Annotated in this window: 20 protein-coding genes; 13 read left to right on the top strand and 7 right to left on the bottom strand. The window is 68.5% G+C overall.

Annotated elements, in window-relative coordinates; translation table 11 throughout:
* The first annotated feature begins 45 nt into the window (after window positions 1-45).
* A complete protein-coding gene (locus BOSE125_RS07600; RefSeq protein WP_159551399.1) occupies window positions 46-648 on the top strand; it encodes a MerR family transcriptional regulator in 603 nt (200 codons plus the stop codon).
* A gap of 172 nt (window positions 649-820) precedes the next feature.
* On the opposite strand, the gene BOSE125_RS07595 is transcribed toward BOSE125_RS07600, so the two are convergent.
* The gene (locus tag BOSE125_RS07595) at window positions 821-1666 is read right to left on the bottom strand and encodes a ParA family protein (RefSeq protein WP_159551397.1); all 846 of its coding nucleotides are present in this window, start codon (window positions 1664-1666) and stop codon (window positions 821-823) included.
* A gap of 261 nt (window positions 1667-1927) precedes the next feature.
* Here BOSE125_RS07595 and BOSE125_RS07590 point away from each other — a divergent pair, with 261 nt between their 5' ends.
* Complete coding sequence (locus BOSE125_RS07590) at window positions 1928-5371, top strand: pyruvate carboxylase (RefSeq protein WP_159551395.1); 3444 nt, start codon at window positions 1928-1930, stop codon at window positions 5369-5371.
* A gap of 61 nt (window positions 5372-5432) precedes the next feature.
* Complete coding sequence (locus BOSE125_RS07585) at window positions 5433-6863, top strand: mycothione reductase (protein WP_159551393.1); 1431 nt, start codon at window positions 5433-5435, stop codon at window positions 6861-6863.
* Between the two features lie 3 nt (window positions 6864-6866).
* On the opposite strand, the gene BOSE125_RS07580 is transcribed toward BOSE125_RS07585, so the two are convergent.
* Window positions 6867-8684: a long-chain fatty acid--CoA ligase gene (locus BOSE125_RS07580; protein WP_159551391.1), complete on the bottom strand. Its 1818-nt coding sequence runs from the start codon at window positions 8682-8684 to the stop codon at window positions 6867-6869.
* Window positions 8685-8947: 263 nt separating this feature from the next.
* Between BOSE125_RS07580 and BOSE125_RS07575 the strand changes: the two genes are divergently transcribed.
* Window positions 8948-10063 (top strand): ROK family protein, encoded by a 1116-nt coding sequence (locus tag BOSE125_RS07575; RefSeq protein WP_159551389.1) that lies wholly within the window; start codon window positions 8948-8950, stop codon window positions 10061-10063.
* Window positions 10064-10091: 28 nt separating this feature from the next.
* Here BOSE125_RS07575 and BOSE125_RS07570 read toward each other — a convergent pair whose 3' ends face one another.
* Together BOSE125_RS07570 and BOSE125_RS07565 are read right to left on the bottom strand one after the other, a co-directional pair.
* Window positions 10092-10580 (bottom strand): hypothetical protein, encoded by a 489-nt coding sequence (locus BOSE125_RS07570; protein ID WP_159551387.1) that lies wholly within the window; start codon window positions 10578-10580, stop codon window positions 10092-10094.
* The gene (locus BOSE125_RS07565; protein ID WP_159551385.1) at window positions 10577-11365 is read right to left on the bottom strand and encodes a carboxylesterase; all 789 of its coding nucleotides are present in this window, start codon (window positions 11363-11365) and stop codon (window positions 10577-10579) included. The genes BOSE125_RS07570 and BOSE125_RS07565 overlap by 4 nt, the downstream gene beginning before the upstream one ends.
* A gap of 81 nt (window positions 11366-11446) precedes the next feature.
* Between BOSE125_RS07565 and BOSE125_RS07560 the strand changes: the two genes are divergently transcribed.
* Together BOSE125_RS07560 and BOSE125_RS07555 are read left to right on the top strand one after the other, a co-directional pair.
* Window positions 11447-12145, top strand: coding sequence for a 1-acyl-sn-glycerol-3-phosphate acyltransferase (locus BOSE125_RS07560; protein WP_159551383.1), 699 nt, complete (start codon window positions 11447-11449; stop codon window positions 12143-12145).
* Between the two features lie 44 nt (window positions 12146-12189).
* The gene (locus BOSE125_RS07555) at window positions 12190-13593 is read left to right on the top strand and encodes a class II 3-deoxy-7-phosphoheptulonate synthase (protein WP_159551381.1); all 1404 of its coding nucleotides are present in this window, start codon (window positions 12190-12192) and stop codon (window positions 13591-13593) included.
* Between the two features lie 93 nt (window positions 13594-13686).
* Here BOSE125_RS07555 and BOSE125_RS07550 read toward each other — a convergent pair whose 3' ends face one another.
* Window positions 13687-15990, bottom strand: a complete 2304-nt coding sequence (locus BOSE125_RS07550; RefSeq protein WP_159551379.1) for a Stk1 family PASTA domain-containing Ser/Thr kinase — start codon at window positions 15988-15990, stop codon at window positions 13687-13689.
* Between the two features lie 43 nt (window positions 15991-16033).
* The gene (locus BOSE125_RS07545; protein WP_236557872.1) at window positions 16034-17740 is read right to left on the bottom strand and encodes a LysM peptidoglycan-binding domain-containing protein; all 1707 of its coding nucleotides are present in this window, start codon (window positions 17738-17740) and stop codon (window positions 16034-16036) included.
* A gap of 249 nt (window positions 17741-17989) precedes the next feature.
* On the opposite strand from BOSE125_RS07545, the gene BOSE125_RS07540 reads away from it, so the two are divergent.
* On the top strand, window positions 17990-18379 hold the full coding sequence (locus BOSE125_RS07540) for an Rv2175c family DNA-binding protein (RefSeq protein ID WP_236557871.1): 390 nt from the start codon (window positions 17990-17992) through the stop codon (window positions 18377-18379).
* 22 nt (window positions 18380-18401) lie between these two features.
* Here the strand turns inward: BOSE125_RS07540 and BOSE125_RS07535 are convergent, their stop codons facing one another.
* Window positions 18402-19511, bottom strand: coding sequence for a polyprenyl synthetase family protein (locus BOSE125_RS07535; protein ID WP_159551377.1), 1110 nt, complete (start codon window positions 19509-19511; stop codon window positions 18402-18404).
* 75 nt (window positions 19512-19586) lie between these two features.
* Between BOSE125_RS07535 and dinB the strand changes: the two genes are divergently transcribed.
* The 6 genes from dinB to BOSE125_RS07505 all read left to right on the top strand — a co-directional run bounded on the left by dinB (window position 19587) and on the right by BOSE125_RS07505 (window position 26155).
* Window positions 19587-20855, top strand: coding sequence for a DNA polymerase IV (gene dinB / locus BOSE125_RS07530; protein WP_159551375.1), 1269 nt, complete (start codon window positions 19587-19589; stop codon window positions 20853-20855).
* A 114-nt stretch (window positions 20856-20969) separates the two neighbouring features.
* Complete coding sequence (locus BOSE125_RS07525; protein ID WP_159551373.1) at window positions 20970-21344, top strand: DUF3040 domain-containing protein; 375 nt, start codon at window positions 20970-20972, stop codon at window positions 21342-21344.
* Between the two features lie 539 nt (window positions 21345-21883).
* Complete coding sequence (gene mraZ / locus BOSE125_RS07520; RefSeq protein WP_115931494.1) at window positions 21884-22315, top strand: division/cell wall cluster transcriptional repressor MraZ; 432 nt, start codon at window positions 21884-21886, stop codon at window positions 22313-22315.
* A gap of 231 nt (window positions 22316-22546) precedes the next feature.
* Window positions 22547-23497, top strand: a complete 951-nt coding sequence (rsmH, locus tag BOSE125_RS07515) for a 16S rRNA (cytosine(1402)-N(4))-methyltransferase RsmH (protein ID WP_159554896.1) — start codon at window positions 22547-22549, stop codon at window positions 23495-23497.
* Window positions 23494-24276 (top strand): hypothetical protein, encoded by a 783-nt coding sequence (locus BOSE125_RS07510; protein WP_159551371.1) that lies wholly within the window; start codon window positions 23494-23496, stop codon window positions 24274-24276. Before rsmH ends, BOSE125_RS07510 begins: the two co-directional genes overlap by 4 nt.
* A 79-nt stretch (window positions 24277-24355) precedes the next feature.
* The gene (locus tag BOSE125_RS07505) at window positions 24356-26155 is read left to right on the top strand and encodes a penicillin-binding protein 2 (RefSeq protein ID WP_159551369.1); all 1800 of its coding nucleotides are present in this window, start codon (window positions 24356-24358) and stop codon (window positions 26153-26155) included.
* Window positions 26156-26171 lie beyond the last annotated feature (16 nt).

Below are 26171 nucleotides of genomic sequence, written 5' to 3'. Positions count from 1 at the left end.
GGGCACTTCCTTCCCCAGTGTGGAGCCATGACCAGGAGGGTTCCAGTGAGTCCGAAGGGCGAGGCCGGGCAGTCCCCGGATCCGCATCACGAGTCACCCCCGCGCACCCCTGCGCAGGGCATGCTTTTCACCGAAGACCTACCCGTCCTTGACGAGGGCGCCGGCTATCGCGGTCCGACCGCGTGCAAGGCCGCCGGCATCACCTACCGTCAGCTCGACTACTGGGCACGCACCGGCCTGGTGGTCCCCACCGTTCGGGGCGCCAGCGGATCTGGCACCCAGCGGCTCTATTCGTTCCGGGACATCCTCGTGCTGAAGGTCGTCAAGCGCCTGCTGGACACCGGGGTCTCCCTGCAGCAGATCCGCTCGGCCGTGGAACACCTGCGTGAGCGCGGCGTGGACGACCTGGCACAGATCACCCTCATGAGCGACGGCGCCTCGGTCTACGAGTGCATGTCTGCCGATGAGGTGATCGACCTGGTCCAGGGCGGCCAGGGCGTGTTCGGCATCGCCGTCGGACGCGTGTGGCGCGAGGTCGAGGGCTCATTGGCCGAGCTGCCGTCCGAACGGCTGCATGCGGGTGTGCCCGAAGAATTCCCCGGTGACGAACTGTCCCAGCGGCGCACGCGCCGCAAGTCCGCCTCCTGATCCCCAGGGCGACGCTCAGGTCCTCTTCCCGTATAGGAGGGGATCGACGACGGCCCCGCACCTCTCCCGGAGAGGTGCGGGGCCGTCGTCGTGCACGGGTCCTGTTGGTCATTCCGTGCCGGTCCGACGATGGCTCCATGCGGTTTCAGCCGTGGACCCGGCCACTGCTGCTTCAGTGCCGGCGTTGACTGCGGCGGCCCTGTGGCCGGTGCAGCGCGGAGAGCAGCTCCTCGAAGAGCTCGGCCGACTGAGCCGCCGTTTCCCCGGGCCAGGCGTGCACCGGCCAGGCGGCGCCCTGGATCTGCTGCCAATTGCCCTGTTCGGGGATGGCGACCGGGAGCAGGCGGTCGCCATACATGCGCTCCATCTCACCCAGGCGGAACTGGTGCTCCGTGCTGGCCGGGCGCACGCGGTTGGCCACCACCCCGGTCGTATGGACGCCCTGGGCATATTCCTTCCGGAACAGATCGAGGGCCCGCAGGGTCCGCTCCGTGCCGGCGACGGAGAACAGGCTGGGCTCGGCCACCAGCAGTACGTCCGTGGAGGCTGCCCAGGCCATGCGAGTGACGCCGTTCAGGGCAGGCGGGCAGTCGATCAGCACCAAGGCGTACTTGGTCACGGACTCCAGCAGGGTGCTCAGCCGCCGAAGTTCGCGCAACCGGGTGGTGGGTCGCTCGAAGAGGGACGTACGGGAGGAGCCGCGCACCACGTCGAGGACCTTGGTCCCGCCCGGGATGCCGGTCTCGGCAGCCCCAGCCGTGAGGTCGGGCCAGCCGGAGGCGATGACGTGGTCGGCCAGGCTCACTCGCCGGGGACGGTCCAGCAGGGTGCCGATGTCGTCTCTGCCCTGGATGTCCTGGCCCTGCTTGACGCCGAGCCCCGTGGTGGCATCGGCATGGGGGTCCATGTCCACCACCAAGGTGGGAATGCCCTGCGCCCGCGCCGCGGAGGCCAGTCCGAGGGTGACCGAGGTCTTGCCGACCCCGCCCTTGAGGCTGGATATGGAGATGATCTGCACGGCGTGAGAATCCTGACTGTGGTGGGGCACGGTAGGCGAAGTGGGACCTTGACCGACGAAAGGCCGAAGCGCCAGCCTCTAGTCTAGTGCCGGTCCCCGTGTGACGGGCGTCATAGGGGCTGGGCTCCGGCGTGTGCGAAACTGTCGCGTGATGTGAACCACAACGAGGTGGTTCACCCAAGCGCGACCAGCGCGATGACGTCGGCCGGCGGATCCGCCGGCCACCGAGGAGGTCCCATGTCCCCTAGGACGACCGATGGCATGTTCACCAAAGTGCTGGTGGCCAACCGCGGCGAGATTGCCGTGCGCGCCTTCCGCGCCTGCTACGAGCTGGGCGCCCGCACGGTGGCGGTGTTCCCCTATGAAGACCGGAACTCCATCCACCGGCAGAAGGCGGACGAGGCCTACCGCATCGGTGAGGAAGGCCACCCGATCCGCGCCTACCTGGATGTGGACGAGATCATCCGGGTGGCCACGGAATCGGGCTGTGACGCCATCTACCCCGGCTATGGATTCCTCTCCGAGAACGCCGGGCTGGCCCGCGCCTGCGAGGAGGCAGGCATCGCCTTCGTCGGTCCACCGGCCGACGTCCTCGAGCTGACGGGCAACAAGGTCGAGGCCCTGCGAGCGGCCAAGGCCGCCGGGATCCCGACGCTGAAGTCCTCGGAGCCGAGTTCGGACGTGGACTGGCTCGTCTCCCAGGCCGAGGACATCGGCTTCCCGATCTTCGTCAAGGCCGTTGCCGGCGGCGGCGGCCGTGGCATGCGCCGGGTCGAGACCCCGGCAGACCTGCCGGACGCCCTGAACGCGGCCATGCGCGAGGCCGAGACGGCCTTCGGTGATCCCACGATGTTCCTGGAGCAGGCCGTTCTGCGGCCCCGGCACATCGAGGTGCAGGTGCTGGCCGACGCGACGGGGGAGACGGTCCACCTCTTCGAACGTGACTGTTCCATGCAGCGGCGCCACCAGAAGGTCATCGAGATCGCGCCGGCCCCCAATCTGGACGAGTCCATCCGGCAGGCGCTGTATGCCGACGCGGTGAAGTTCGCCCGGGCCATGGACTACGTCAACGCCGGCACGGTCGAGTTCCTTGTGGACACCGCCGGTGAGCGGGCCGGGCAGCACGTGTTCATCGAGATGAATCCCCGTATCCAGGTGGAGCACACGGTCACCGAGGAGATCACGGACGTGGACCTCGTGGCCTCCCAGCTGCGGATCGCGGCGGGGCACAGTCTGGAGGAACTCGGCATCCACCAGGAGGACCTGCGGATCCGTGGGGCCGCGATGCAGTGCCGTATCACCACCGAGGACCCGTCGAACGGCTTCCGTCCGGACACCGGCACCATCACCGCCTACCGCTCGGCCGGCGGTTCCGGTGTCCGGCTGGACGGCGGCACCATCTACACCGGAGCCGAGATCAGTCCGCACTTCGACTCGATGCTCGTCAAGCTCAGCTGCCGCGGCCGCGACTACCCGACGGCGGTGCGCCGCACCCGGCGCGCCCTGGCCGAGTTCCGTGTGCGCGGGGTCGCCACCAACATCCCCTTCCTGATGAACGTGCTGGACGACCCGACCTTCGTGGCCGGGGACGTGGCCACCGACTTCATCGACGCACACCCCGAGCTGGCCCAGGTGAACCGCAGCCAGAACCGCGGTTCCAAGGCCCTGCAGTACCTGGCCGACGTCACCGTGAACCAGCCGCACGGACCACGGGTGGACGGGATCGATCCCCGGGACAAGCTGCCGCACTTCCCCGGGGACAAGTCCGAGGAGCCTGACCGCAGCCCCTTTGACGGCCCGTCGTCCAGCCAGCCACCGGCCGGATGGCGGCAGGTGCTGTTGGAGCAGGGGCCGGAGGGCTTCGCCGCGGAGCTGCGTTCCCGCACCGAACTGGCCGTCACGGACACCACCTTCCGCGATGCCCACCAGTCGCTGCTGGCCACCAGGGTCCGTACGCGGGACTTGCTGGCTGCCGCGCCGGCCGTCGCCCACACCCTGCCGGGGCTGCTCTCCGTCGAGGCCTGGGGCGGGGCCACCTATGACGTCGCGCTGCGCTTCCTGGCCGAGGACCCGTGGGCCCGGCTGCGGCTGCTGCGGGAGGAGCTGCCGAACATCCCGCTGCAGATGCTGCTGCGCGGCCGCAACACGGTGGGATACACCCCGTACCCGGTCGAGGTGACCAACGCCTTCGTGCAGGAGGCGGCGGACACCGGCGTGGACATCTTCCGCATCTTCGACGCCCTGAACGACGTCGGCCAGATCGCGCCCGCCATCGAGGCGGTCCGGGCCACCGGGACCGCCGTCGCGGAGGCGGCCCTGTGCTACACGGGCAACCTGCTGGATCCGGCCGAGGAGCTGTACACGCTCGACTACTACCTGGGGCTCGCCCGGCAGATGGTGGACGCCGGCGCGCACGTCCTGGCCATCAAGGACATGGCCGGACTGCTGCGACCCCAGGCCGCCAAGGAACTGGTCGGCGCCCTGCGCAGCGAGTTCGACCTTCCGGTGCACCTGCACACGCATGACACCGCGGGTGGCCAACTGGCGACCCTGTTGGCCGCGGCCGAGGCCGGAGTCGACGCCGTGGACACCGCCGTGGCCTCCATGGCCGGCACCACCAGCCAGGTACCGATGTCAGCCCTCGTCGCCGCACTGGAGCACGGGGAGCGGGACACCGGACTGGGACTGGACCACGCCGCGGGACTCGAGCCGTACTGGGAGACGATCCGGGAGATCTACCGGCCCTTCGAATCCGGGCTCTCGGCACCCACCGGACGCGTGTACCGCCACGAGATCCCCGGCGGTCAGCTCTCCAACCTGCGCCAGCAGGCGATCGCCCTGGGCCTGGGGGACCGTTTCGAGCAGATCGAGAAGATGTACGAGGCGGCCAACGCGATGCTGGGGAACATCGTCAAGGTCACCCCCAGCTCCAAGGTGGTCGGCGACCTCGCCCTCCAGCTGGTCGGAATGGACGTGGACCCCGCGGCCTTCGCCGAGAACCCGCAGGACTTCGACGTTCCCGACTCCGTGATCGGTTTCCTGTCCGGTGAGCTGGGCGACCCTCCCGGAGGCTGGCCCGAACCGTTCCGCAGCCGGGCCCTGCAGAACCGGGGCCAGCGCCGTCCGGAGGCCGAGCTCTCAGCTGAGGACCGCGCGTCGTTGGCCGAGCCCGGCGCCCCACGCCAGGCGACGCTCAACCGGCTCCTGTTCCCGGGCCCCACGCAGGAGTTCGAGGCCAACCGGGACGAGTTCGGAGACACTTCGGTACTCCACACCCGCGATTGGCTCTACGGGATGGTGACGGGGCAGGAGCACGTCATCTCCCTGGGCAAGGGCGTCCGCCTGCTGGCCACGCTGCAGGCGATCGGCGAGCCCGATGCCAAGGGTCTGCGGCCCGTCATGGTGACCCTGAACGGGCAGGCGCGCCAGATCACGGTCCGGGACCGCTCCGTGGAATCGACGGCCCGTGCCGCCGAGAAGGCGGACCCCGCGGCCACCGGTCATGTCGCCGCACCGTTCGCCGGAGTCGTGACAGTCAACGTCGCCGAGGGCGATGCGGTGGAGGCCGGCGCCACCGTAGCCACCATCGAGGCCATGAAGATGGAGGCGGCCATCACGGCCCAGGCTGGCGGGACCGTGTCCCGCGTGGTGCTGAGCGGGACCACCCCGGTGGAGGGTGGCGACCTGCTCCTCGTCGTGGGCTGACACCGGCGACGCCGGGCGAGATCAGGCCGGGGACGGTGCCCGTGGACCGTAGGCTGGGACCATGGGCACCGACACCATCTCATCGTTTGACCTGATCATCATCGGCTCCGGCTCCGGCAACTCGCTGGTCACCCCCTACTGGGACGACCGGCGGGTGGCGATCATCGATGCCGGGGACTTCGGTGGCACCTGCCTCAACGTCGGCTGCATCCCCACGAAGATGTTCGCGTACCCGGCCTCCTTGGCGGCCGTCCCAGCAGAGTCAGGACGGCTGGGCGTGGACCTGGAGCTCGGCTCGACGGACTGGGCCGGAATCCGGGACCGCATCTTCTCCCGGATCGACGCGATCTCTGCGGGAGGCTTCCGGTACCGCGACCAGGAACTCGAACACACCACCGTCATCACCGAGGAGAGCCGGTTCACCGGCACCCACCAGCTGACGACGGCGAGTGGGCGGGTCCTGGAATCGGAGACCATCGTGGTGGCCGCGGGATCACGGCCGGTGCGGCCGGACGTCCCGGGCATCGACCTGCCACAGGTGCACACCTCGGATTCGATCATGCGGCTGTCGAAACTGCCCGAGACGCTGGTGGTGCTCGGCGGAGGGTTCATCGCCGCCGAGTTCGCGGCGATCTTCTCCGGCCTCGGCTCCTCGGTGGTCCAGGTCAACAGGTCCTCGCAGTTGCTGCGCACCCATGACGAGACGATCTCGGAGCGGTTCACCGAGCTGGCCTCCCGGCAATGGCGGCTCGAGACCGGATGGACCCTGTCCCGGATCGAGGAGGCGGAGTCCGGGTGGGTGGCGGTTCATCTCGTGGGGCCGGAGGGCGCCACGATGGTGATCGACGCCGAGGCGGTCCTCGTGGCCCAGGGGCGGACGCCGAACACCGACCGGCTGGACCCGGCCTCCGCCGGCCTTGACGTGCACGGCGACGGCCGGCTGGTGGTGGACGAGTACCAACGGCTGCTCTCTGGCGGAGCGCCGGTTCCGGGGCTGTGGGCGCTGGGGGACATCTCCAGTGAGCACCAGCTCAAGCACGTGGCCAACCACGATCAGCGGATCGTCTCCCACAACCTGGAACATCCGGACGACCTGCGGGCCAATACGCTCGGCCCTGTTCCCTCCGCCGTGTTCACGAGGCCGCAGATCGGATCAGCCGGGCTGACCGAGGCCCAGGCGGTGGCCGAATACGGACGTGAGCGCATCAGCGTCAAGGTGCAGGAGTATGGAGACGTCGCCTATGGCTGGGCCATGGAGGACACCACCGGCCTGTGCAAGCTCATCGCCGACCGCCAGAGCGGGCAGCTGATCGGGGCACACCTCATCGGCCATGAGGCCCCGAACCTCATCCAGCTGCTCGTGCAGGCCATGAGTTTCGGCGTGGATGCCCATACCCTGGCCCGCGGCCAGTACTGGATCCACCCGGCCCTGAGTGAGGTCGTGGAGAACGCGTTACTGGGCCTGGAGGTTCCGGACAGCGGAATCGTGTAGGCCCTACGCGGGTTTGGGCGCCGAGTAGATCTCCTCGACCAGGCCGTCGAAATCCTTCAGCACCACGTTGCGCTTGATCTTCAGTGATGGGGTCAGCTGGCCGGACTCGATGGAGAAGTCCACCGGGGCGATGCGGAAGGCTCGGATGGACTCCGCCTGGGACACCGACTGGTTGGACTTGTCCACCACGGACTGCACATGCTCCACCACCACCGGATGCGTGGCCAGTTCCTCCACCGGAGTGTCTGCCGCGATCCCGTGCTGTTGGAGCCAACCCGGCAGGATCTCCGCGTCCAGGGTCACCAGCGCCGCCACGAACGGGCGGTTGTCGCCGACCACCACGCACTGCGAGACGAGGGCGTCCGCACGGACTTGGTCCTCCAGGACGGCCGGCACCACGTTCTTGCCGGAGGCCGTGACGATGATCTCCTTCTTGCGGCCGGTGATCGTCAGGTAGCCGTCATCGTCCAGTGAACCGATGTCCCCGGTGTGGAACCAGCCGTCCACAATCTCCTTCTCGGTGACATCCGGCCGGTTGTGGTAAGCGCGCATCAGGCAGACGCCCTGGGCGAGGATCTCGCCGTCGTCGGCGATGCGGACACCGTTGCCCGGCAGGGGCTTGCCCACCGTGCCGATCCTCACCGCGCTGGGCACGTTCACGGTGACCGGCGCGGTGGTCTCGGTCAGGCCGTAACCCTCCATGATGTTGACGCCGATGCCGCGAAAGAAGTGGCCCAGACGAGCGCCGAGGGGGCCGCCACCGGACACGGCATGCGCGACCTGCCCGCCCATGGCATCACGGATCTTGCCGTACAGCAGTTTGCCGAAGAGCGCGTGCTTCGCGCGGAGCACGAGGGGGACCTTGCCGTCGGACAGGGCCTTCGAATAGTCGATGGCGGTCTGTGCCCCGGCAGCGAAGATCTTTCCCTTGCCGCCCGTCTCCGCCTTCAGCTGGGCCGAGTTGTACACCTTCTCGAAGACGCGGGGGACGGCCAACAGGAAGGTCGGCTTGAAGGACTGCAGGTCCGGCACCAGCTGTTTGATGTCCGAGGTGTGCCCCACCTTGGCGCCAGCGGCCAGCGCCAGCACGGAGATGAACCGGGCGAAGACGTGCGCCAGGGGGATGAACATGACGGTGCTGGAGCGGGGATTGACGATCCCGGCCAGGTCCGTCCCGAGCGCCTGCAGGCTGAGCTCGGCGAAGTTGCCGTGGGTGAGTTCACAGCCCTTGGGCTTCCCGGTGGTGCCCGAGGTGTAGATGATGGTGGCCAGATCGGGGAGGTCGGCGGCGGTGCGGCGAGACTCCATGACGTCCTCGTCCGGTCCCCGGGCCGCCAGGGAGCGCAATTCGTCCAGTCCGTCAGCCTCGATCAGCCAGCTGTCCACCAGGGGATCGAGCTGTTCCTGACGGATGGCCGTCTCCACCACCGTGCGGTGGCGGGCCGTCTCGCAGATGACGGCACGCACGTTGGCATCCGAGACGATCCAGGCCACCTGGCTGGGGGAGGAGGTCTCGTAGATGGGGACCGTCACCGCCCCGGCGTACCAGATGGCGAAGTCCACGAGGGTCCACTCGTAGCGCGTGGGGGACATGATCCCGATCCGGTCCCCGGCCTCGAGCCCGGCGGCGGCCAGACCACGGGCTAAGGTGCGGACATCCTCATGGAAGGCGGAGGAACTGACATCGGTCCACTGGCCCGGTGCGGCCTGACGGGCGAACAGCGGACGATGGGGATCAGCCAGGACCTGTTGTTCGAGGAGATCGGTGATGTTCGTCTCCTGGGGGACCTGGACCGTGGGAGGGGTAATGTATTCCTTCAACGTGCGCTCCTGGTGCTTGGCGGTGCCGCTGTGTGTCGATGTGGCGCTCTTCGGTGCCGACCGGTCCGGGCGGGGGTGCCCGGGACTTTTGACCTTACAGGACAAGGCCGACACCGGTGTGGCCTGTACCACAATCGTAATGATACTACCCGTCGGTAACTTTTGGTGCGAGGCCGTACCGTGTCGGTGTACCCGGAGCACTGGCTGGGGCGGGAACACCGGGAGACCGGGGGATCAGGCTGAGGACCGAAGGGGATCTGGACGTGGGTGACGTGGCTCGGGCTGGCAGTGTTCCGGTCGCCGCTGCCATCGGCCTGGACGTGGGCGGGGGCGCCGTGAAGGCTGGAACGGTGGTGCTGACCGTTGACGGGACCCTGACCGGGACGGACGTGACCGGGACGGTCCTGCCGGGTGGCCAGGGCTCCGCGATCGAGGCCGCCGAATTCCGGATCGAACACCAGGTCGAATCTGACGGAGACGCCTTGTCCGACCTGTGTGCCGCCATAGCCCGGGACCAGTACGGCCGACTCCGCTCCCGCTGGCCCGGCCTCCCCGTCGTTTGGGGCTTGTCCGCCGCGGCCTGGATAGATCCGCACAGCGGTCATTCGGTGTTCAGCCCGCACCTGGGCGGATGGCGTGACCGCGCCCTGCCGCAGGACCTCTCCCGGGCGCTGTCCGACCTCACCGGGCTCCCCCTGGCACCCGGAGGGCCGAGCGGTCACGTACCGGGGACGGTCCCGGTGCCTTCGGTGATCAATGACGCCGACGCGGCGGCCTGGGCCGAGGCCCGCTTGGTGCCGTCTGCCGCGGGCCCGGACCGCATGGTCCTGGTGGCGATCGGCACCGGGATCGGTGGTGCGCTGGTCCGGGATGGCGCCGTGGACATCGGCCAGCACGGCATGGCCGGTGAGTTCGGGCATATGACCATGGACCCGGCCGGCCCGCCGTGCCCCTGTGGAAATTCCGGGTGCTGGGAGCTGTTGGTCTCCGCGGACGCCCTGGCGGCCCGTGCGGGGCGGACCTCGGCGCGGGCCACCATCGACGACGCCCTGGACGGAGACGCGGTCTGCCGCGACGCCGTGGCCGTCACCGGCCGTTGGCTCGGCCGCGGTCTGGCCACGCTGGCAGCCGTCCTGGATCCGGGGCGGTTCGTCATCGGCGGCGGTGTGGCCGCCGCAGGGGAGTTGCTGCTCGGGCCGGCGCGAGAGGAGCTGGCCCGGCACCTTCCCGGAGGACGACGCCGTCCTCTGCCATCGGTCTCGGTCGCGCACCTGGGCAATCGGTCCGGATGGGTGGGGGCAGCGGGCGTTGCGCTGGAACGCGCGGGCTGGCCCGTGCGGTCGCTGTCATCCGGTCCAGCCACCTCGCCGGCACGGTAGTCCGCCACCGCGGAACCCTGCCGGGCCCCTAGACCTGCGCGCCGTCGTCGTTCCACGGGCCACGGCGGTCCTGGTCCCGCGGCAGGGACAGGAACAAGCCGACCGCCCCGGCCACGAAGGCGGCGATGAGGACCGTGACGACGATGCCGGGAATGCCAGGCCAGAAGAGGGCGGCCAGCAGCAGAGCCGCCGGGCCGCCGACCAGTCCGACCACGCTCAAGACCATCGCCGGCCGTCCCGTGGCCAGGGCAGGGGGGTCGGGCGGGACGAAGTCACCCTCGTCCTCATCGTCGACGGTGTAGTCCCGAGGCCCCCACGCCGGTGTCTCGGAGAAGTATGAGGCGAGGTCGGACCGCTCGTCCGAGGGCGGTCCGGGGGCGGGCCCAGACGGCTCAATCGGGCCGAGGCCCTCGACGATCTGTTGCCACTGGCGATCGATCTCAGCCTGGTCCTCGTCCTCGCGATCTCCTTCGCCGTCGTTCTCGTGACCGTGAGATCCGTCCCGGCGCTCAGTCATGACAGTCCTTCCCGGTGACGGGAGTCCACCGTTGCGGCCATGAAGGTGATCGACTCGTCGTGGATGAGGCCGGCGTCCCAGTCCAGGGTGGCCACGTGATAGCTGTTGTACAGCGGCCGGACGCTCAGCAGTCCCGGTGTGAGTCCGCGCCCCAGGGCGGTCATCGAGGAATGCGGCACCACGTGGTCGGTGGTGGAGCGGAAGGCCAGCACCGGTGAGTCGATGTCCGGCAGGGCGCGACGGGCCGCCGCCTGCAGCGCGCCGATCTGGCGCACGCCGGCCAGCGGGGTGCGGGGATAGGCTCGTTCGTCTGCATCGGGGCGCACCGTGTCATTGGCAATGGGCGCGACGGTGCGAACGGCGAGACGGAGCAGCCCGGCCAGGGGCGCGGCCGCGGAGGCGAACCGCAGGGCCGGATTCACGACCACGGCCCCCGCGACCGGCCGGTGGGCTGCGGCGTCGAGGGCGAGGGCGCCACCCATGGACAGGCCTGCCACGAACACGTGCTCGTGGGTGGCGAGCAGGTCATCGACAGTCCGGCGGGCGGTGGCACGCCAGTCTGCGGCGGTGACGCGTTCCAGGTCCTCCCACCGGGTGCCATGGCCGGGCAGCAAGGGCACCTCGACGTCGGCCCCGGCCTGCGCGAGGGCCTTGGCCCACGGGGCCACCGAGAACGGGCCCGAGGTGAAGCCGTGGAACAGCGCAACAGCGGTGGAGCCGTGACCGCGGGCCAGAACGCCGTCCGGGGCGCTGCCCAGCGTCATCGGCCTCTGCAGGGGATCCATCACGCCAGCCTAGCCGCCATGGTGGGTCCATACTCCTAGACTGGTGCCGTTCCGCGCCGTCTGAGGAGAGGTTCATCTTCCGTGTTCTATTGGTTCGCCAAGACCTTCGTGGTGGCACCCGTGACGAACCTCCTGTTCCGCCCCTGGGTCAAGGGGCTCAACAATGTGCCCGAGGAGGGGGCAGCCATCCTGGCCAGCAACCATCTCTCGGTGTCCGACTCCATCTTCATGCCGGCCCAACTGGACCGGCAGGTGCATTTCCTGGCCAAGAAGGAGTACTTCTCGGGCAGGGGACCCAAGGGGTGGATCACCCGGAAGTTCTTCGAGGCCACCAACCAGCTGCCCATGGACAGGGCCGGCGGCAAGGCCTCGCTCGACTCGCTCCGGTCCGGCCTCGAGGTGTTGCAGGACGGCAAGCTCCTGGGAATCTATCCGGAGGGCACCCGCAGTCCGGACGGACGGCTGTACCGGGGCAAGCTGGGTGTGGCCAAGCTCGCCCTGAACGCCCGGGTTCCCGTGGTGCCGATTGCGATGATCGGCACGGACAAGGTTCAGCCCATCGGCCGCACCATCCCCAGCATCCGCCGCGTGGGCATGATCTTCGGCCAGCCCCTGGACTTCTCGGAGTACTACGACCGCGCGGGTGACCGATTCGTGGAGCGGCAGGTCACCGACCAGATCGTGGAGGCCATCCGGCGGCTCTCCGGCCAGGAATACGTGGACGTCTACGCCTCCACCGTGAAGAGCCAGCCTGCCCCCGACGCACCGGACGCGCAGTAGGTCACAAGCACGCATCCACGGCCCGGGTTCCGTACCCTGTAACCATGATTTCGGATCCCACCACAGACTTCCCGGCCTTCGGCTCAGCCCAATCCAATGGGGCGGCCGACTATCCCGGGCTGGATGACTGGCGGTCGAAGCCGGTGTCCCAGCAACCCACCTGGGAGGATCCGGCCGAGTTCGAGTCCGCCATGGCGGAGCTCTCCTCCGCCCCGCCGCTGGTGTTCGCCGGTGAGGTGGATGTGCTCCGCACCCAGTTGGCCGCAGCCGCCCAGGGCGAGGCCTTCCTGCTCCAGGGTGGTGACTGTGCCGAGACCTTCGCCGGCGCCACGGCCAACAAGATCAGTGCCCGGGTCAAGACCATCCTCCAGATGGCCGTGGTACTGACGTACGGTGCCTCTCTGCCGGTGGTGAAGATGGGCCGGATGGCCGGCCAGTTCGCCAAGCCCCGGTCCTCGGACACTGAGACCCGGGACGGCGTCACGCTGCCGTCCTTCCGCGGCGAGATCGTCAACGGCTTCGACTTCACCCCGGAGTCCCGGCGTCACGATCCGCAGCGCATGGTCCAGGCCTACAACACCTCCGCGGCCACGCTGAACCTGGTCCGCGCCTTCACCCAGGGTGGATTCGCCGATCTGCGGTCCGTGCATGCCTGGAACCAGGGGTTCATGAAGAACCCCGCCTACTCCCGCTACGAGGAGCTCGCGGGCGAGATCGATCGTGCGGTGCGCTTCATGGACGCCGCGGGCGTGGACTTCAGCGCCCTGCGTCGCACGGACTTCTTCACGGCCCACGAGGCCCTGCTGCTGGACTACGAACGGGCCCTGACCCGTATCGACTCCCGCTCCGGCCTGCCGTACTCGACCTCCGGGCACTTCCTGTGGATCGGCGAGCGGACCCGTGACCTGGACGGCGCCCATGTCGAGTTCCTCTCCAAGGTCCGGAACCCGATCGGTGTGAAGCTCGGGCCCACCACGAAACCCGAGGATGCCCTGGCGCTCATCGACAAGCTCGATCCCGAACGCGAGCCGGGCCGGCTGACCTTCATCACCCGGATGGGTGCCGGCAGGATCCGGGAGAACCTGCCTGCCCTGGTGGAGGCGGTCCGGGATTCCGGATCCCAGCCGCTGTGGGTCACCGACCCGATGCACGGAAACACGGTCACCGCCGCCAACGGGTACAAGACGCGCCGGTTCGACGACGTCATGGACGAGGTACGTGGCTTCTTCGAGGTCCATCGGGCTGCCGGGACCTACCCGGGTGGTCTGCACGTGGAGATGACCGGTGACGACGTGGCGGAGTGCCTGGGTGGTTCTGACCCGATCGACGAGTCGTCTTTCGCCGACCGCTACGAGACGTTGGTGGATCCGCGGCTGAACCATCAGCAGTCCCTCGAGATGGCGTTCCTGGTCACCGAGGCGCTGTCCCACCCCGGCCGCTCGGTCTAGAGCACGCGGCGGACGTCCGGCCCGATCGGCCGGACGTCCGCATTGGTCCGGACGACCCGCCGCCGGACACGGGAGGCCTAGAGCACCGGCGGACTAGAGGATGAGGATCCGCACCGTGGATCCCTCGGCCGCCTCGGCTCCGGACTCCGGTGACTGGTTCCGGACCCGGCCCTCGCGGCTGCCGAAGAAATCACCGAGGATCTCGGTCTCCTCCACCTCGAAGCCTGCCTCCTCGAGTTGACGGCGCGCCTCACCCTGGGACTGGCCGGTGACATCGGGGACCGCAATCATCCTCGGCCCCAGTGATTGGACTGCCGTGACTGTCGACCCTGGCAGGACGTCGCCCTCGGCCGGCTCCTGGGTGATGATGCGGCCCGCCTCGACGGAGGCGGAATGTTCGCTGCCGCTGATCTCCAGTTGCAGGCCGGCCGTCTCCAGCTCGGACGTGGCCTCCTCCACCGTCATCCCGGAGAGGTCCGGGACGGCGACCGGCTGGGGTCCCTCCGAGACGACGACGGAGACCGCGTGGTTGCGGCGCAGCTCGTCTGCGGCGGCGGGGGACTGGCTGAGGACGGAGCCCTGCTCCACGGTGTCAGAGTATTCGTGGGTCACGGTGCCCAAGACCAGTTCGGCGTCCTGGAGGGTGGCTTCGGCCTCGTCCTGCTCCAGGCCGGTCAGATCGGGCACCTGAAACAGTTCAGGTCCCAAGGACACGGTGACCAGCACCGTGTTGAACCGCCTCACCTCGGTTCCGCCCCGGGGATCGGTGGCGATCACGCTGTCCTCGGCCACCACGTCATGGTGCACGCTGGCCAGGGCATAGCCGACTCCTGTCTGCTGGAGCGCATCCACCGCGGAGACTTTGCTACGGCCCTCCACCTCCGGGACAGTGACCACGCCGCCGGGGCCGGCACCGAAGAACCAGCCCGCCAGTACCAGGATGGCCGTGATGATGATGACGACGGCGGCCCAGATCCACATGCGCTTGCCGCTCCGGTGACCGAGGACCTCCGTGGGGGTCTTCGCCCGGCGGGCTGCCTGGCGCCGCTCCTGGCGCGCAGACGAGGAACGGCCCGGTGCCCTGACTGTCCGCCCCGTGCTACCGGGTCGGTCCGTCGTCGGTGCGTCGAAGACGGGCGCACCGGACGAGCCCGACGAGTCGGACGGGTCGGAGGGCACAGCAGGTGGCCTACCGTGCTCGTCTGGCTGGAGCGTGGGCAGCACCGAGGTCCGGTGATGGCCGGACGGCGGCACGGCCGGTGGTAGGAACGTCGTCGCCCCGGGATCCAGGACGTCGGTGGCATCGACGTGGTCCACGGACCCGATGACGTCCGTGGAGTCATCGTCCCAGGACTCGCCGTGGTCCCAGGCCTCGTCGCCGTCGTCCAAGGGCACGTCGCCGTCGTCGGCATCCTGGGGAACGTGGGGCTCTGCGTCGGGGTGGTTTCCCCGAGATCCCAGCACCTCGGTGCCAGCCGGACCGCCGGCGGCCGCTGCCGTCCCGCCAGCCGCCGGTGCCTCGATGTCCAAGTCCTCGTCCGGGAGGGACGAGCGGAGACTGCGGATCTCGGCCAAGAGGACGGCGGCGTCCGCCGGGCGGTCGCGTGCGTTTGGCGCCGTCGACCACTGCACCAGCCGGTCCAGGTCGGCGGCCATTCCCGGGACCGCCCCGGAAGGGGCGGGCACCTCGTTGTTGATGTGCTGGTAGGCCACCTGGATGGGGGAAGACCCGGTGAAGGGCTGGCGTCCCGTCAGCATCTCGTACGCCATGATGCCGACGGCGTAGACGTCACTGCGTTCGTCCGCGGGGGAGCCGCTGACCAGTTCCGGGGAGATGTAGGCGACGGTGCCGACCAGGGCAGCGCCCGTCCCGGTGAAATTGGTGGTGGCGCGAGCCAGTCCGAAGTCGGCGACCTTGATGCGACCGTCCCGGGACACCAGCACGTTCTCCGGCTTCATGTCCCGGTGGACCAGGCCGGCCCGGTGGGCCGCCGCCAGCCCGTCGACGATGGCCTCGAGATAGGCCAACGCCACACGAGGGGTCATGGAGTTGCGCCGATCCAGGACCGTGCGCAACGTGTATCCCGGCACATACTCCATGACGAGATAGGCGAGGTTTCCGTCCGGGTGCTCGTCCACGCCCTGGTCCAGCACGTTGACCACGTGCGGATGGGAGAGACGGGCGGCGGTCTTGGCCTCCTGCTCGAACCGCTCGACCAGGTCGGGGTTCTCGGCGAGGTGGGGGTAGAGGACCTTGAGTGCGACCTCGCGGTCCAGGCGCCGGTCCACCGCAAGGTACACCGTGGACATGCCGCCCCGGGCCAGCCTGGTTCGGACCTCGTACCGTCCCTCGATGACGGTCCCGTTCATGGGGTCGGCGCGGTATTCCTTCACCATTACAGGGTAGACCGGAGCAGCGTCCGGTCCGGGGACCAGAGGGTCAGAAGCGCTTCATGTAGTTCTTGACCTTGGCCACATAGTCCTTGGTGTCCGGCTTCATGCCGTTGCGCTGCACACCGCCCAGTCCCTGGTAGTAGGCCGCCACGCCGATGTCGAAGGACCCGGCCGTGCGCTGCAGCTGGCGGATGATTGCGACGCCGGCCGTCGCGTTGTCATGCGGGTCCAGCAGGTTGAGCTTGCGACCCACCAGGTCTGAGGCCCAGTCGCCCGAGCTCGGGATGACCTGCATGGCGCCGATCGCGTTGGCCGGGGAGACCGAGGCGTGGTTGAAGCTGGACTCGGTGAAGGCGTGGGCCAAGGCCAGGGAGGGATCGACGCCCATCTGACGGGCGGTGTCCGCGATGATCGCCTGCATCTGGGAACGGGACGGCACCCCGGCATTGAGCAGGGCCCGCTTGTTCTCGTTGGCGTCGCGGACGATGTGGTCAGGGTAGGTGTAGTGCAGGAAGGTGTTCGGGACCAGGTCGTCCTCGGCCGGTGCGGCGGATGCCCCGGAGCCGGAGAGCTTAAGCGTCTGGCCCGGGTGGATGGTGGCCGTCTCACTGAAGCCGTTCGCCTGCAGCAGGCTGGCGAGGCTGATGCCGTTCCGTGATGCGATGCCGTAGAGGGTGTCACCTGACTTGACGGTGTACGACTGCACGGTGCTGTCTGCCGAAGTCCCGGAGGAGGCAGGGGCGACCGTGGTGTTGCCGGAGAGCTTGAGCGTCTGGCCCGGGTGGATGGTGGCGGTCGAGGACAGGCCATTGGCTTTCATCAGGACGGAGAGGCCCATGCCGTTCCGAGCGGCGATGCCGGAGAGGGTGTCGCCCGACTTCACCGTGTAGGTCGAGGCCGTAGCGTTCCCGGCAGGGGAACCGGCCGGCGTGGAGGCAGGCGTGCTGCCGCCGGAGAGCTTGAGCTGCTGTCCCGGGTAGATGGTGGAGGAGGCGGCGATGCCATTGGCCTTGAGGAGCGTGGACAGGCTGACGCCGTGCCGGGAGGAGATGCTGTACAGAGTGTCTCCAGAGACGACGGTGTAGGTCTTTGCGGTGGCCGCGGCACCGGTGGTCGAAGCGCCGGTGGTGGAACCGCCGGACGAGGCCGGATTCGCCGTAGCACCGCCGGAGAGCTTGAGCTTCTGGCCCGGGTAGATGAGCGACGAAGCGGAGAGGCCGTTCGCCTTCAACAGGGAGGAGAGGGCGAGGTCATGGCGTACAGCGACGTGGGACAGGGTATCCCCGGCCTTGACGGTGTAGGTCTGGGCGTTGGTGCCGCTGGATGCGGTCTGGCCGGACGTGGAGGACGACGGCGCGGAGCCCGGGAGCGTGATCTTCTGGCCCGGGTGGATGATCGTGGACGCTGCGAGGCCGTTGGCCTTCAGGAGTGCCGACAGCGAGAGATCGTGACGTACGGCGATGTGGGACAGGGTGTCCCCGGCCTTGACCGTGTAGCTGGAGGCAGCCTTGGCGGTCTTGACGGCGCCGGAGAAGGAGGCGGGAACGCTGGAGGCCAGTGACGCTGACGAGAGGCGCACCTGTGCCGTCTCGATGTTCACGGGCGAGGCGGACCGGGGGGTGAGCGCTTGACGGGGGGCGTCGGCCACCGCCGGCGTGGCCAGGGCGGCTGAGCCCAGCACCATGAGCGGCAGGGTCGACGTGGCCAGGGCGGACTTCAACAGGCGTGGCGTGCCGGAAGGGCGATCAGTCATGTGGGTTTCCTCTGAAGGTGCTGCACCACCGAGGCTGCTTCTGTCACGGGTGTGAACAGAATGACAAACCACGTCTGATGATGCCTGTAATGAAAATGTGACAGATGTAAACGTACCTGAAGGTAGTTACGGAAGGGAATCTAGACGGTAACGATTCGGCAACGTAGCCGTGTTGCGCGTGGACAGTCCTGTCAGTCGCCCCCGGGTGCGGGTGTCCCAGGCTGCCGTGTCAGTCGTTAGGCTGGACGGGTGAATACCGCCGCAGGCAACAACGCCGCATCGCAGGAGCCGACGCTCGAAGACCTGGTGCAGGACTGGGAGTTCCTTCCCGACCTGGCCGAGAAATGGGACATCCCGGTCACCCGGGTCCACAACATGGTCAGTGAGGGACGATTGCTGACCGCCAAGGTCGGTGAACGTCACGCCCGCGCCATTCCGGCGCTCTTCCTGGTGGAGGACGGGCCCCTGGAGCCGCTGAAGGGGACCATCTCGGTCCTCAGGGACGCCAGGTTCTCGGATGAAGAGGCCATTCGATGGCTCTACACTCCGGACGAGTCCCTCCCGGGCCGCCCGATCGACGCGTTGCGGGAGGGCCGCAAGACGGAGATTCGCCGGAGGGCGCAGGCCCTGGCCTGGTAGTCGTCAATCCACCGGCCGGAGGCTAGCGCTTCCGGTCCAGGATCTGCCGGGCCAATCGCTCCAGTCCCACCTTGGCGCCCTGGTCCATGGGAGCTTCGGCGAGGGCGGCCAGAGAAGCATCACCGAGATCGAGGACCTCACTCTCCACCCGGGCACGTGCGCCTCCTGATTCCAGCAGCGTCTGGATCCGGGACACGGCCTCAGGGGTCAAGTCCGGATCGCCCAACGCTGCCTCCACTTCCGCCACCTGGCTGGGGGTGAGCAGGTCGAGGGCGTGTGCCACCAGTTCGGTGCGCTTCCCCTCGCGCAGATCGTCCCCGGCCGGCTTCCCGGTCACCTCGGGGTCTCCGAAGACCCCGAGCAGGTCGTCCTGCAATTGGAACGCCTCACCCAGAGGCGCGGAGAACCGGCCATAGTGCTCCAGCATGTCCCCGTCGGCGCCGGACAGGATCCCACCCAGGCCCAGCGGGTGGACCACGGAGTACCGGGCGGACTTGAACCGCAGGACCGTGCGAGCCCGCTGGAGGGCCTCGGCCGGGTCCTGGCCCGGCACCTCGACCTCGTCGAGGATGTCCAGGTACTGGCCGGCCATGACCTCGAACCGCATCTCGTTGAACAGGCCTCGTGCGCCCGCCGGGTTCGTGGAGGCATCGGCGGCGGAGGCGAACACCTCCTCGCTGAGGGACAGGCACAGGTCGCCGGTCAGGACGGCGGCGGACACGCCGAAATGGCCCGGGTCCTGCCGCCAACCCGCCTGCTGGTGCCGGGCTTCGAAGGCACGGTGGATGCTGGGGGCTCCCCGACGGGTGTCGGACCGGTCAAGGATGTCGTCATGGATCAGGGCCGCGGCCTGGAACAACTCGAGTGCCACGGCCGCATCCAGGATGAGCGGATCATCGGGGTTGCCGCCGGCACCCTGCCATCCCCACCAGGACAACACGGCCCGCATCCTTTTCCCACCGCGGACGAGTCCGGCGATCGACTCCACCAAAGGGGTGGCGGAGTCGGAGATCGCCGCAGCGCGGCCATGGTACCCGTCCAACAGCTCGACCAGGCGAACCCCTACGGCCTGGACGAAGGCCGACTCGCGGTCGGCATCAGTGGTCTGGGGGACAGAAGAGGGGAAGGGCACGGTGCTCCTTGGGCTCCTTGGGCGGTCAGGCGGCGTGCTCAGACTACCTGTGGCCGCGGGCCCTAAGCTGGTCCCATGACAGACCGCAGGACCCTGACGTCCGCCGAGACCGGCGGATCGGATGGTTCCTGGGACGCCGTGATCCTGCACGTGGACATGGATGCCTTCTTCCTATCGGTGGAGTTGCTCGACCACCCGGAGCTGGCGGGAATCCCCTCGCTCGTCGCACACCGCGGCGGCCGATCGGTGGTCCTGTCCGCCTCCTACGAGGCGCGCGCCTTCGGAGTCCGCTCGGCCATGCCGCTAGCGCACGCCCAGGCGCTGTGCCCGGGCGTTGCCGTGGTGGAACCCCGGCACGAACGCTATGTCTCGGCATCCTCTGACGTGATGCGGATCCTGGAATCGTTCACGCCGACACTGGAACAGCTCAGCATTGACGAGGCCTTCCTGGATGTCTCCGGGGCACGACGCCGGCTTGGTTCGCCCGCGCGGATCGGCGCCCTGATCCGGGAGCAGGTCCGTGAACGGACGGGGCTGCCCTGCACCGTTGGCGCGGCGGCTACCAAATCCGTGGCCAAGATCGCCTCCACGCGGGCCAAGCCGGATGGTCTCGTGGTGGTCCCGCCGGAGCGGACCCGCGCCTACCTGGATCCTCTGCCGGTCTCCGCCCTCTGGGGTGTGGGTCCGGTCCTGCGCCAGCGACTGGTGGCGGCCGGCCTCACCACGGTGGCTGATCTGGCAGCCCAGGCCCCACAGCGGATGGAACGGTGGCTCGGAGTCCAGGGGCCGGCCCTGCTGAAGCTGGCCCGGGGGATCGATCCCCGCCCCGTCACGCCCGAGCGGGAGACCAAGAGCCTGGGTGTGGAGAAGACGTTCGAGCAAGATGTGCGCGACCCGGCCGAGCTCCACCGGCACCTGGTCGCCCTGGCCCATGAGGGTGCCATCCGACTGCGCCGGGCCGGCTTCCGTGCGGGGGCGGTCAGCGTCAAGGTCAAGGCGCCGGACCTGTCCGTGAAGACACGCACCATGACTCTGACGACGCCGGTGGACTCCGCCGGTCCCCTCGCTGAGGCGGCTGGATCTCTCCTGGCCGGGCTCATGGACGGCCAACGGATGCCGGTCCGGTTGTTGGGGATCCGCGCGGAGCGATTGTCCGGTGCCGACGAGGTGGTGCAGGAGGCCTTGTTGTGGGAGGACGAGAGCGCCCCGGCAGACTGGTCCGAGGCGGATCGGGTGGCCGATGACATCCGCCGCAAATTCCCCCAAGCGGCGTTGAAGCCCGCCACCCTGGTGGAGCGGAACACGCCGGAATCGGGGCCGGCCCCGCGCAAGGATATTCGCTGATCGCGGAACTGTTCGTATCAAGACGGTCAAGGGGCGTCACCGATATGGCGTGGGGGCCCGGGCGAGCCCTATGCTAGGTGGACGGGAAGGCCCGGGCCGGAAGAGGAGGCAGCGATGCCGTTGTCTGAGCGGGAGCAGAAGCTCCTTGAGCAGCTGGAACAACAGCTGAATGCAGAGGACCCGCACTTTGCCACGAGCATGAGTGAATCGGGTACCTCTCGTTTTTCGACCACCCGATTGGTGGCCGGCGCGGTGACCGCGGCGGTAGGACTCGGCGCCCTTCTATGGGGTGTCTCCCAACAGTTCATCTGGTTGGGCATCATCGGATTCATTGTCATGGCGGCCGGGGTCTACGTCGCTACGAGCCGTTCACGGCAGGCCGCGGGCGGACGGGGTCATGGATCCGCCGCCGCCGCCGCCAAGAAGAACTCGCCCTTTATGGCAAATCTGGAGCAACGGTGGGAGGAACGTCGCAACCAGGAACCATGATCGTGCGCTGAGCACTGCTGAACAGCACTGATCACCCCGGAGCGCCACGGCGCTCCGGGAATCGCAACCCCGTCGCTCCGCGGCGGGGTTTCGTCGTTAACGGGATGTGCCGACGGAGCTCCCCACTTCCCGCCCCACGTCTCTCCTCACGTCTCTCCCCGCGCCCCTCCCCACTCCCCGCGCCCCTCCCTGACGCACTCCGAGCGGGACTCCTCCACCCCGTGCTGGGGGAGTGGGCGCCGTGGCGGGCGGCAGGCAGGCGCCGTGTGCGCAGAACTCCCTCCACTCCCTCCACCTCCCTCCCCGCCTGGCGGTGAGGGGTGGGCTGCGCCGTCTCCTGGCCGTGGATCGCCCTGATGACAAGGAAGGGCGTCTGAGCGGGGAGGAAATGACAGCCGCAAACGAAGCTACGCCACACCGTGTCCACACCCCGTTTTGGCTTGACTGTGGGGGGTTGTGGGGTAAAGTGGAGGACATCAGAGGATAATGGTGGAGAAGGAGGGTCACGCTCACCTCTCAGACGGCAAAGGTGGTGGGTCGTGTTCCTCGGGACCTATACACCGCGCCTGGATGAGAAGGCGAGACTGATCCTCCCGGCCAAGTTCCGCGAGGAGCTGGCCGAGGGCTTGGTCCTCACCCGAGGGCAGGAGCGCTGCATCTACGTCTTCAGTGCCCGTGAGTTCGAGAAGGTTCACGAGCAGATGAGGTCGGCACCACTGTCCTCACGCCAGGCCCGGGACTACATCCGTGTGTTCTTGTCCGGCGCGTCGGACGAGACTCCGGACAAGCAGGGACGCATTACCATCCCGGCTCCGTTGCGCAGCTATGCGGGACTGGACCGGGAGCTCGCCGTGATCGGTGCCGGCAGTAGGGCCGAGATCTGGGATGCCGGATCCTGGTCCTCCTACCTGGAGGAGCAGGAGAACGCGTTCTCCGAGACCGATGAGGAAGTACTGCCCGGGATCTTCTAGGAGACCCGGCAACAAAACCACACAGCGCGGATTCTTGAATGAGACCTCCAGCCGCCCTCGGCCGGACCTGACCCGACTTCCCCCGGGCCAGGCACGGAACCGGTGAGCGGATGGGGATCTGATCCAAGGGTCCCCTGTCACTTAAGGGACCGGAACGCCCATCAGCGAGGGAAGGGGAGGCAACGCGTGGCAACCGAACCGACTCCAGCACAGCACCGGCACGTACCCGTCATGCAGGACCGTGTCCTTGACCTGATGTCGCCGGGTTTCGACGCCGCCCGCCGGGCCGGACGCACGCCGGTCTACCTCGATGGCACCCTGGGCATGGGGGGACACGCCGAAGCGATCCTGCAGCGTCACCCGGACGCCGTCGTCGTGGGCATTGACCGTGACACTGAGGCCCTGCGCCTCGCCACTGAACGACTGGCCTGGGCCGGGGAGCGGCTCCACACCTGGCACGGCACCTATGACGAGGTCGGCGACGCCCTGGCCGCAGGGGGCTTCCACGAGGCCGACGCGATGCTCTACGACCTGGGGGTCTCCTCCTACCAGCTGGACGAACGAGGGCGGGGCTTCGCCTATTCGTACGACGCGCCGCTGGACATGCGCATGGACACCACGGGCGGCATCACTGCCGCTGACGTGGTCAATGACTATGACGAGGAACGGCTGCGGCGGATCATCCGGGCCTGGGGTGAGGAGAAGTTCGCCGGACGGATCGCCTCGGCCATCGTCAAGGCCCGGGCCGAGTCGCCGCTCACCTCCACCGGTCGCCTCGTCGAGGTCATTCGCGGGGCGGTCCCCGTGGCGGCAGGAAAAACTGGTGGTCATCCGGCCAAGCGGACCTTCCAGGCCCTGCGGATCGAGGTGAACGAGGAGCTCGACGTCCTCGAGGACGCGCTCCCGGCGGCGCTGCAGCATCTGGCTGTCGGTGGCCGACTGGTCGTCATGAGCTACCACTCTCTCGAGGACCGGATCACCAAGCGGGCCGTCATGGCCGATGCCACCTCGACGGCGCCTCCCGGCTTCCCGATCGAACTCGAGGAACATGCCCCCGTGGTCAAGGTCGTCACCCGGGGCGTGGACAAACCCACCGAGAAAGAAATCGAACAAAACCCTCGCGCCTCCTCAGCAAAAGTGCGAGCAGTTGAGAAGATCAGAGCATCAAGGAGCAAAGCATGACCGCAACGCAGCAGCGACTCGCCATGCAGCAGCCCGTCCAGACCCGCGAGAGCACCGCTCCGCAGATCGGACAGGCTGCTCCTTGGCATCCCGTGATCCGGCCCGCACGGCAGCCCGACGGTGACCCCGGCCGGAGCGCCTCGCCGCGCCGACGCACCCCGCTGGCGCTCGTCCCCGCTCCCATCCGCAAGTCCGGCCGCGGATTCGCCGGGCTCTGCATCGCCGTCCTGGTCGCTGCCCTGATGGCTGTCCTGGTCACCAACATCACGGTGTCCAACCGCCAGTACGAGCTGGTCTCGCTCAAGAACGAGCAGTTGGACCTGAGCCAGTCCAACGAGCTGCTCCGGCAGCAGGTCGAACACCTGGAAGCCCCGCAGAACCTCGCGGCTGAGGCGACGAAGCTGGGCATGGTCAACCCCGGAGACGTCGCCTCGATCGACCTGTCCAGCGGAGCGGTCACCGGTACTGCCACCGCAGCCGAGGCCGAGGACAAGCCCAGCGGCCATGTGGCCGCCCCCGCCAGCCCCTCCGAGAAGCAGGCCGCAGCCGACGCCGACTCGACTTCCACCGCGGCCGACGCGGAACCGTCGGAGGCAGTCGAGGCCCCCATCGGCGCCGGCGCCTTCGCTGATCTGCCCGCCCCGTCCGGTGAGGACTCCACGGGGAACGGCTCGGCCACGGCCGAAGGCCCAGCACCAGAGGGTGTGGCCGGAGGATCGGAGGACAGCCTCAACGGCGGCACGATCCCGGCCCCGGAGTTCTCCGCCAGTGGAGACTGACCAGGCACGCCCCTGACCGACGACCCGCAGTACCCCCACCGAGCACCGCACCCGACACCGGGCAGGAAGGACACCGTAGATGGCCAGGACTCCCGGAACCGGAACCGGCGCCACCGTTGACGCCAGCGGGCGTCGGTTGCGGCTCGGCATCCTCCTCGCCCTGGCGCTGCTGGTGGTGCTGGCACTGCGGTTGGTGGTCATCCAGGGCGTCGACGCATCGGGCCATGCCTCAGAGGCGATGAAGGAGCGGCTGCGCTCCGTCTCGATCACACCGGAGCGCGGCTCCATTCTCGACTCCCAGGGCCGCGTGCTCGCCGCCTCGGTGGACCGCTACGACCTCGTGGCGGACCAGCGGCTCGTCAAGGACTACCGAAAGTGGAACAACGACACCAACTCCATGGAGGACGTGGCCCTGGAGGACTCCCTGCAGGAGCTCTCCGGCATCCTCGATGTGGACGCCGCCGAGCTGCGCGAGAGCATGGTCGGTGACCGTCCCTACAAGGTCGTCATGAAGGGCATCACGCCGGAGGTCAAGGAACAGGCCATGGAGATCGGCATCCCCGGCCTCCTGGCCGAACCTGTGTCCGAGCGTTCCTACCCGAACGGCTCGGTGGCGGGATCCATCCTCGGGTTCCTCGGGGGAGACGGCACCCCGTTGGAAGGCCTCGAGCTGAGCCAGGACGAGCACCTCTCTGGCACCGAAGGTCAGCGCACCTACGAGATCGCCGCGGACGGCGTGCGCATCCCCAATGCGGAGTTCTCCGAGACCCCCGCTGTGGACGGCCAGGACCTGCGGCTGACCATCGACCAGGACGTACAGTGGTTCGCCCAGGAGGCGATCGCCCGGAAGACCGAGTCCTACAACGCCGACTGGGGCAACATCACCGTGATGAACGCCAAGACCGGCGAGATCGTGGCGATGGCCGACTCCACCACGGTGGACCCCTCGGACCCGTCGGCCACGGACAGCCTGTTCTGGCGCCCGACGTCCCTGACCCAGTCCTATGAGCCGGGCTCCACCGGCAAGATCTCCACCTTCGCCACGGCACTCGAACGGGGCGGCATCTCACCGACGGACACCTGGACGGTTCCGAACAAGCAGGAGTTCGACGGCCAGGTCATCAATGACTCCATGCCCCACGACACCTACGACATGACCACGGCCGGCATCTTCACCCGGTCCTACAACACGGGTACCGTGCAGGTCGCCCAGACCGTGGAGGACGGAGTCCGCTACGACTACCTCAAGCAGCTCGGTGTCGGCGAGCACATCGACATCGGCCTGCCCGGCAGCAACAAGGGCATCCTGGTGGATCCCTCCCAGTGGGACGGTCGCCAGCGGTTCACCACCATGTTCGGGCAGGGTTACACCCAGACCACGCTGCACCTCGCGCAGCTCCTGCAGACGGTGGCCAACGGCGGGGTGGAGAAGGAGGCCCAGCTGATCGATGCCTACATCGACGCCGACGGCTCGGAGAACGTCAATCCCGAGGACGAGGGCACCCGGATCTACTCCGAGGAGACCTCGGAGGAGATGCTCCGTCTGATGGAGGGTGTCGTCGAACTCGGCACCGCCGCGCCGGCCCAGATCCCCGGCTACCGCGTGGGCGGCAAGACCGGCACCGGTGAGGCCGCTGGCGTGGGCGGCTACAACGGCTACACCACCTCCTTCGCCGGCGTGGCCCCTCTCGACGATCCGCAATTCGTCGTGGCGATCTCCGTGCACCGTCCGAAGGGTGACTGGAAGACCTGGCAGGTGGAGGACACTGCCGCCGAGGTGCTGTCCTACCTCCTGACCAAGTACAACGTGCCGCCGAACGACCAGGAGCCGCAGAACTACGACGTCTTCCCCGAAGACCCGCAGAAGCGTCCCTGGTAGGAGGGGACTGCCCGAC

The organism is Citricoccus sp. K5, assembly GCF_902506195.1.
Classification (GTDB): Bacteria; Actinomycetota; Actinomycetes; order Actinomycetales; family Micrococcaceae; genus Citricoccus.
The sequence above is the reverse complement of the archived record's forward strand: the minus strand, read 5'-3'. Positions and strand labels throughout refer to the sequence as shown.

What these genes read in the sequence shown, in the direction of transcription:
- BOSE125_RS07565 (WP_159551385.1), bottom strand. Translation starts at nt 11,365, where the DNA reads ATGGATCCCCTGCAGAGGCCGATGACGCTGGGCAGCGCCCCGGACGGC.
- BOSE125_RS07510 (WP_159551371.1), top strand. Translation starts at nt 23,494, where the DNA reads ATGACCGCAACGCAGCAGCGACTCGCCATGCAGCAGCCCGTCCAGACC.
- rsmH (WP_159554896.1), top strand. Translation starts at nt 22,547, where the DNA reads ATGCAGGACCGTGTCCTTGACCTGATGTCGCCGGGTTTCGACGCCGCC.
- BOSE125_RS07550 (WP_159551379.1), bottom strand. Translation starts at nt 15,990, where the DNA reads ATGGTGAAGGAATACCGCGCCGACCCCATGAACGGGACCGTCATCGAG.
- dinB (WP_159551375.1), top strand. Translation starts at nt 19,587, where the DNA reads ATGACAGACCGCAGGACCCTGACGTCCGCCGAGACCGGCGGATCGGAT.
- BOSE125_RS07525 (WP_159551373.1), top strand. Translation starts at nt 20,970, where the DNA reads ATGCCGTTGTCTGAGCGGGAGCAGAAGCTCCTTGAGCAGCTGGAACAA.
- BOSE125_RS07545 (WP_236557872.1), bottom strand. Translation starts at nt 17,740, where the DNA reads ATGACTGATCGCCCTTCCGGCACGCCACGCCTGTTGAAGTCCGCCCTG.
- BOSE125_RS07505 (WP_159551369.1), top strand. Translation starts at nt 24,356, where the DNA reads ATGGCCAGGACTCCCGGAACCGGAACCGGCGCCACCGTTGACGCCAGC.
- BOSE125_RS07555 (WP_159551381.1), top strand. Translation starts at nt 12,190, where the DNA reads ATGATTTCGGATCCCACCACAGACTTCCCGGCCTTCGGCTCAGCCCAA.
- BOSE125_RS07590 (WP_159551395.1), top strand. Translation starts at nt 1,928, where the DNA reads ATGTTCACCAAAGTGCTGGTGGCCAACCGCGGCGAGATTGCCGTGCGC.
- BOSE125_RS07585 (WP_159551393.1), top strand. Translation starts at nt 5,433, where the DNA reads ATGGGCACCGACACCATCTCATCGTTTGACCTGATCATCATCGGCTCC.
- BOSE125_RS07570 (WP_159551387.1), bottom strand. Translation starts at nt 10,580, where the DNA reads ATGACTGAGCGCCGGGACGGATCTCACGGTCACGAGAACGACGGCGAA.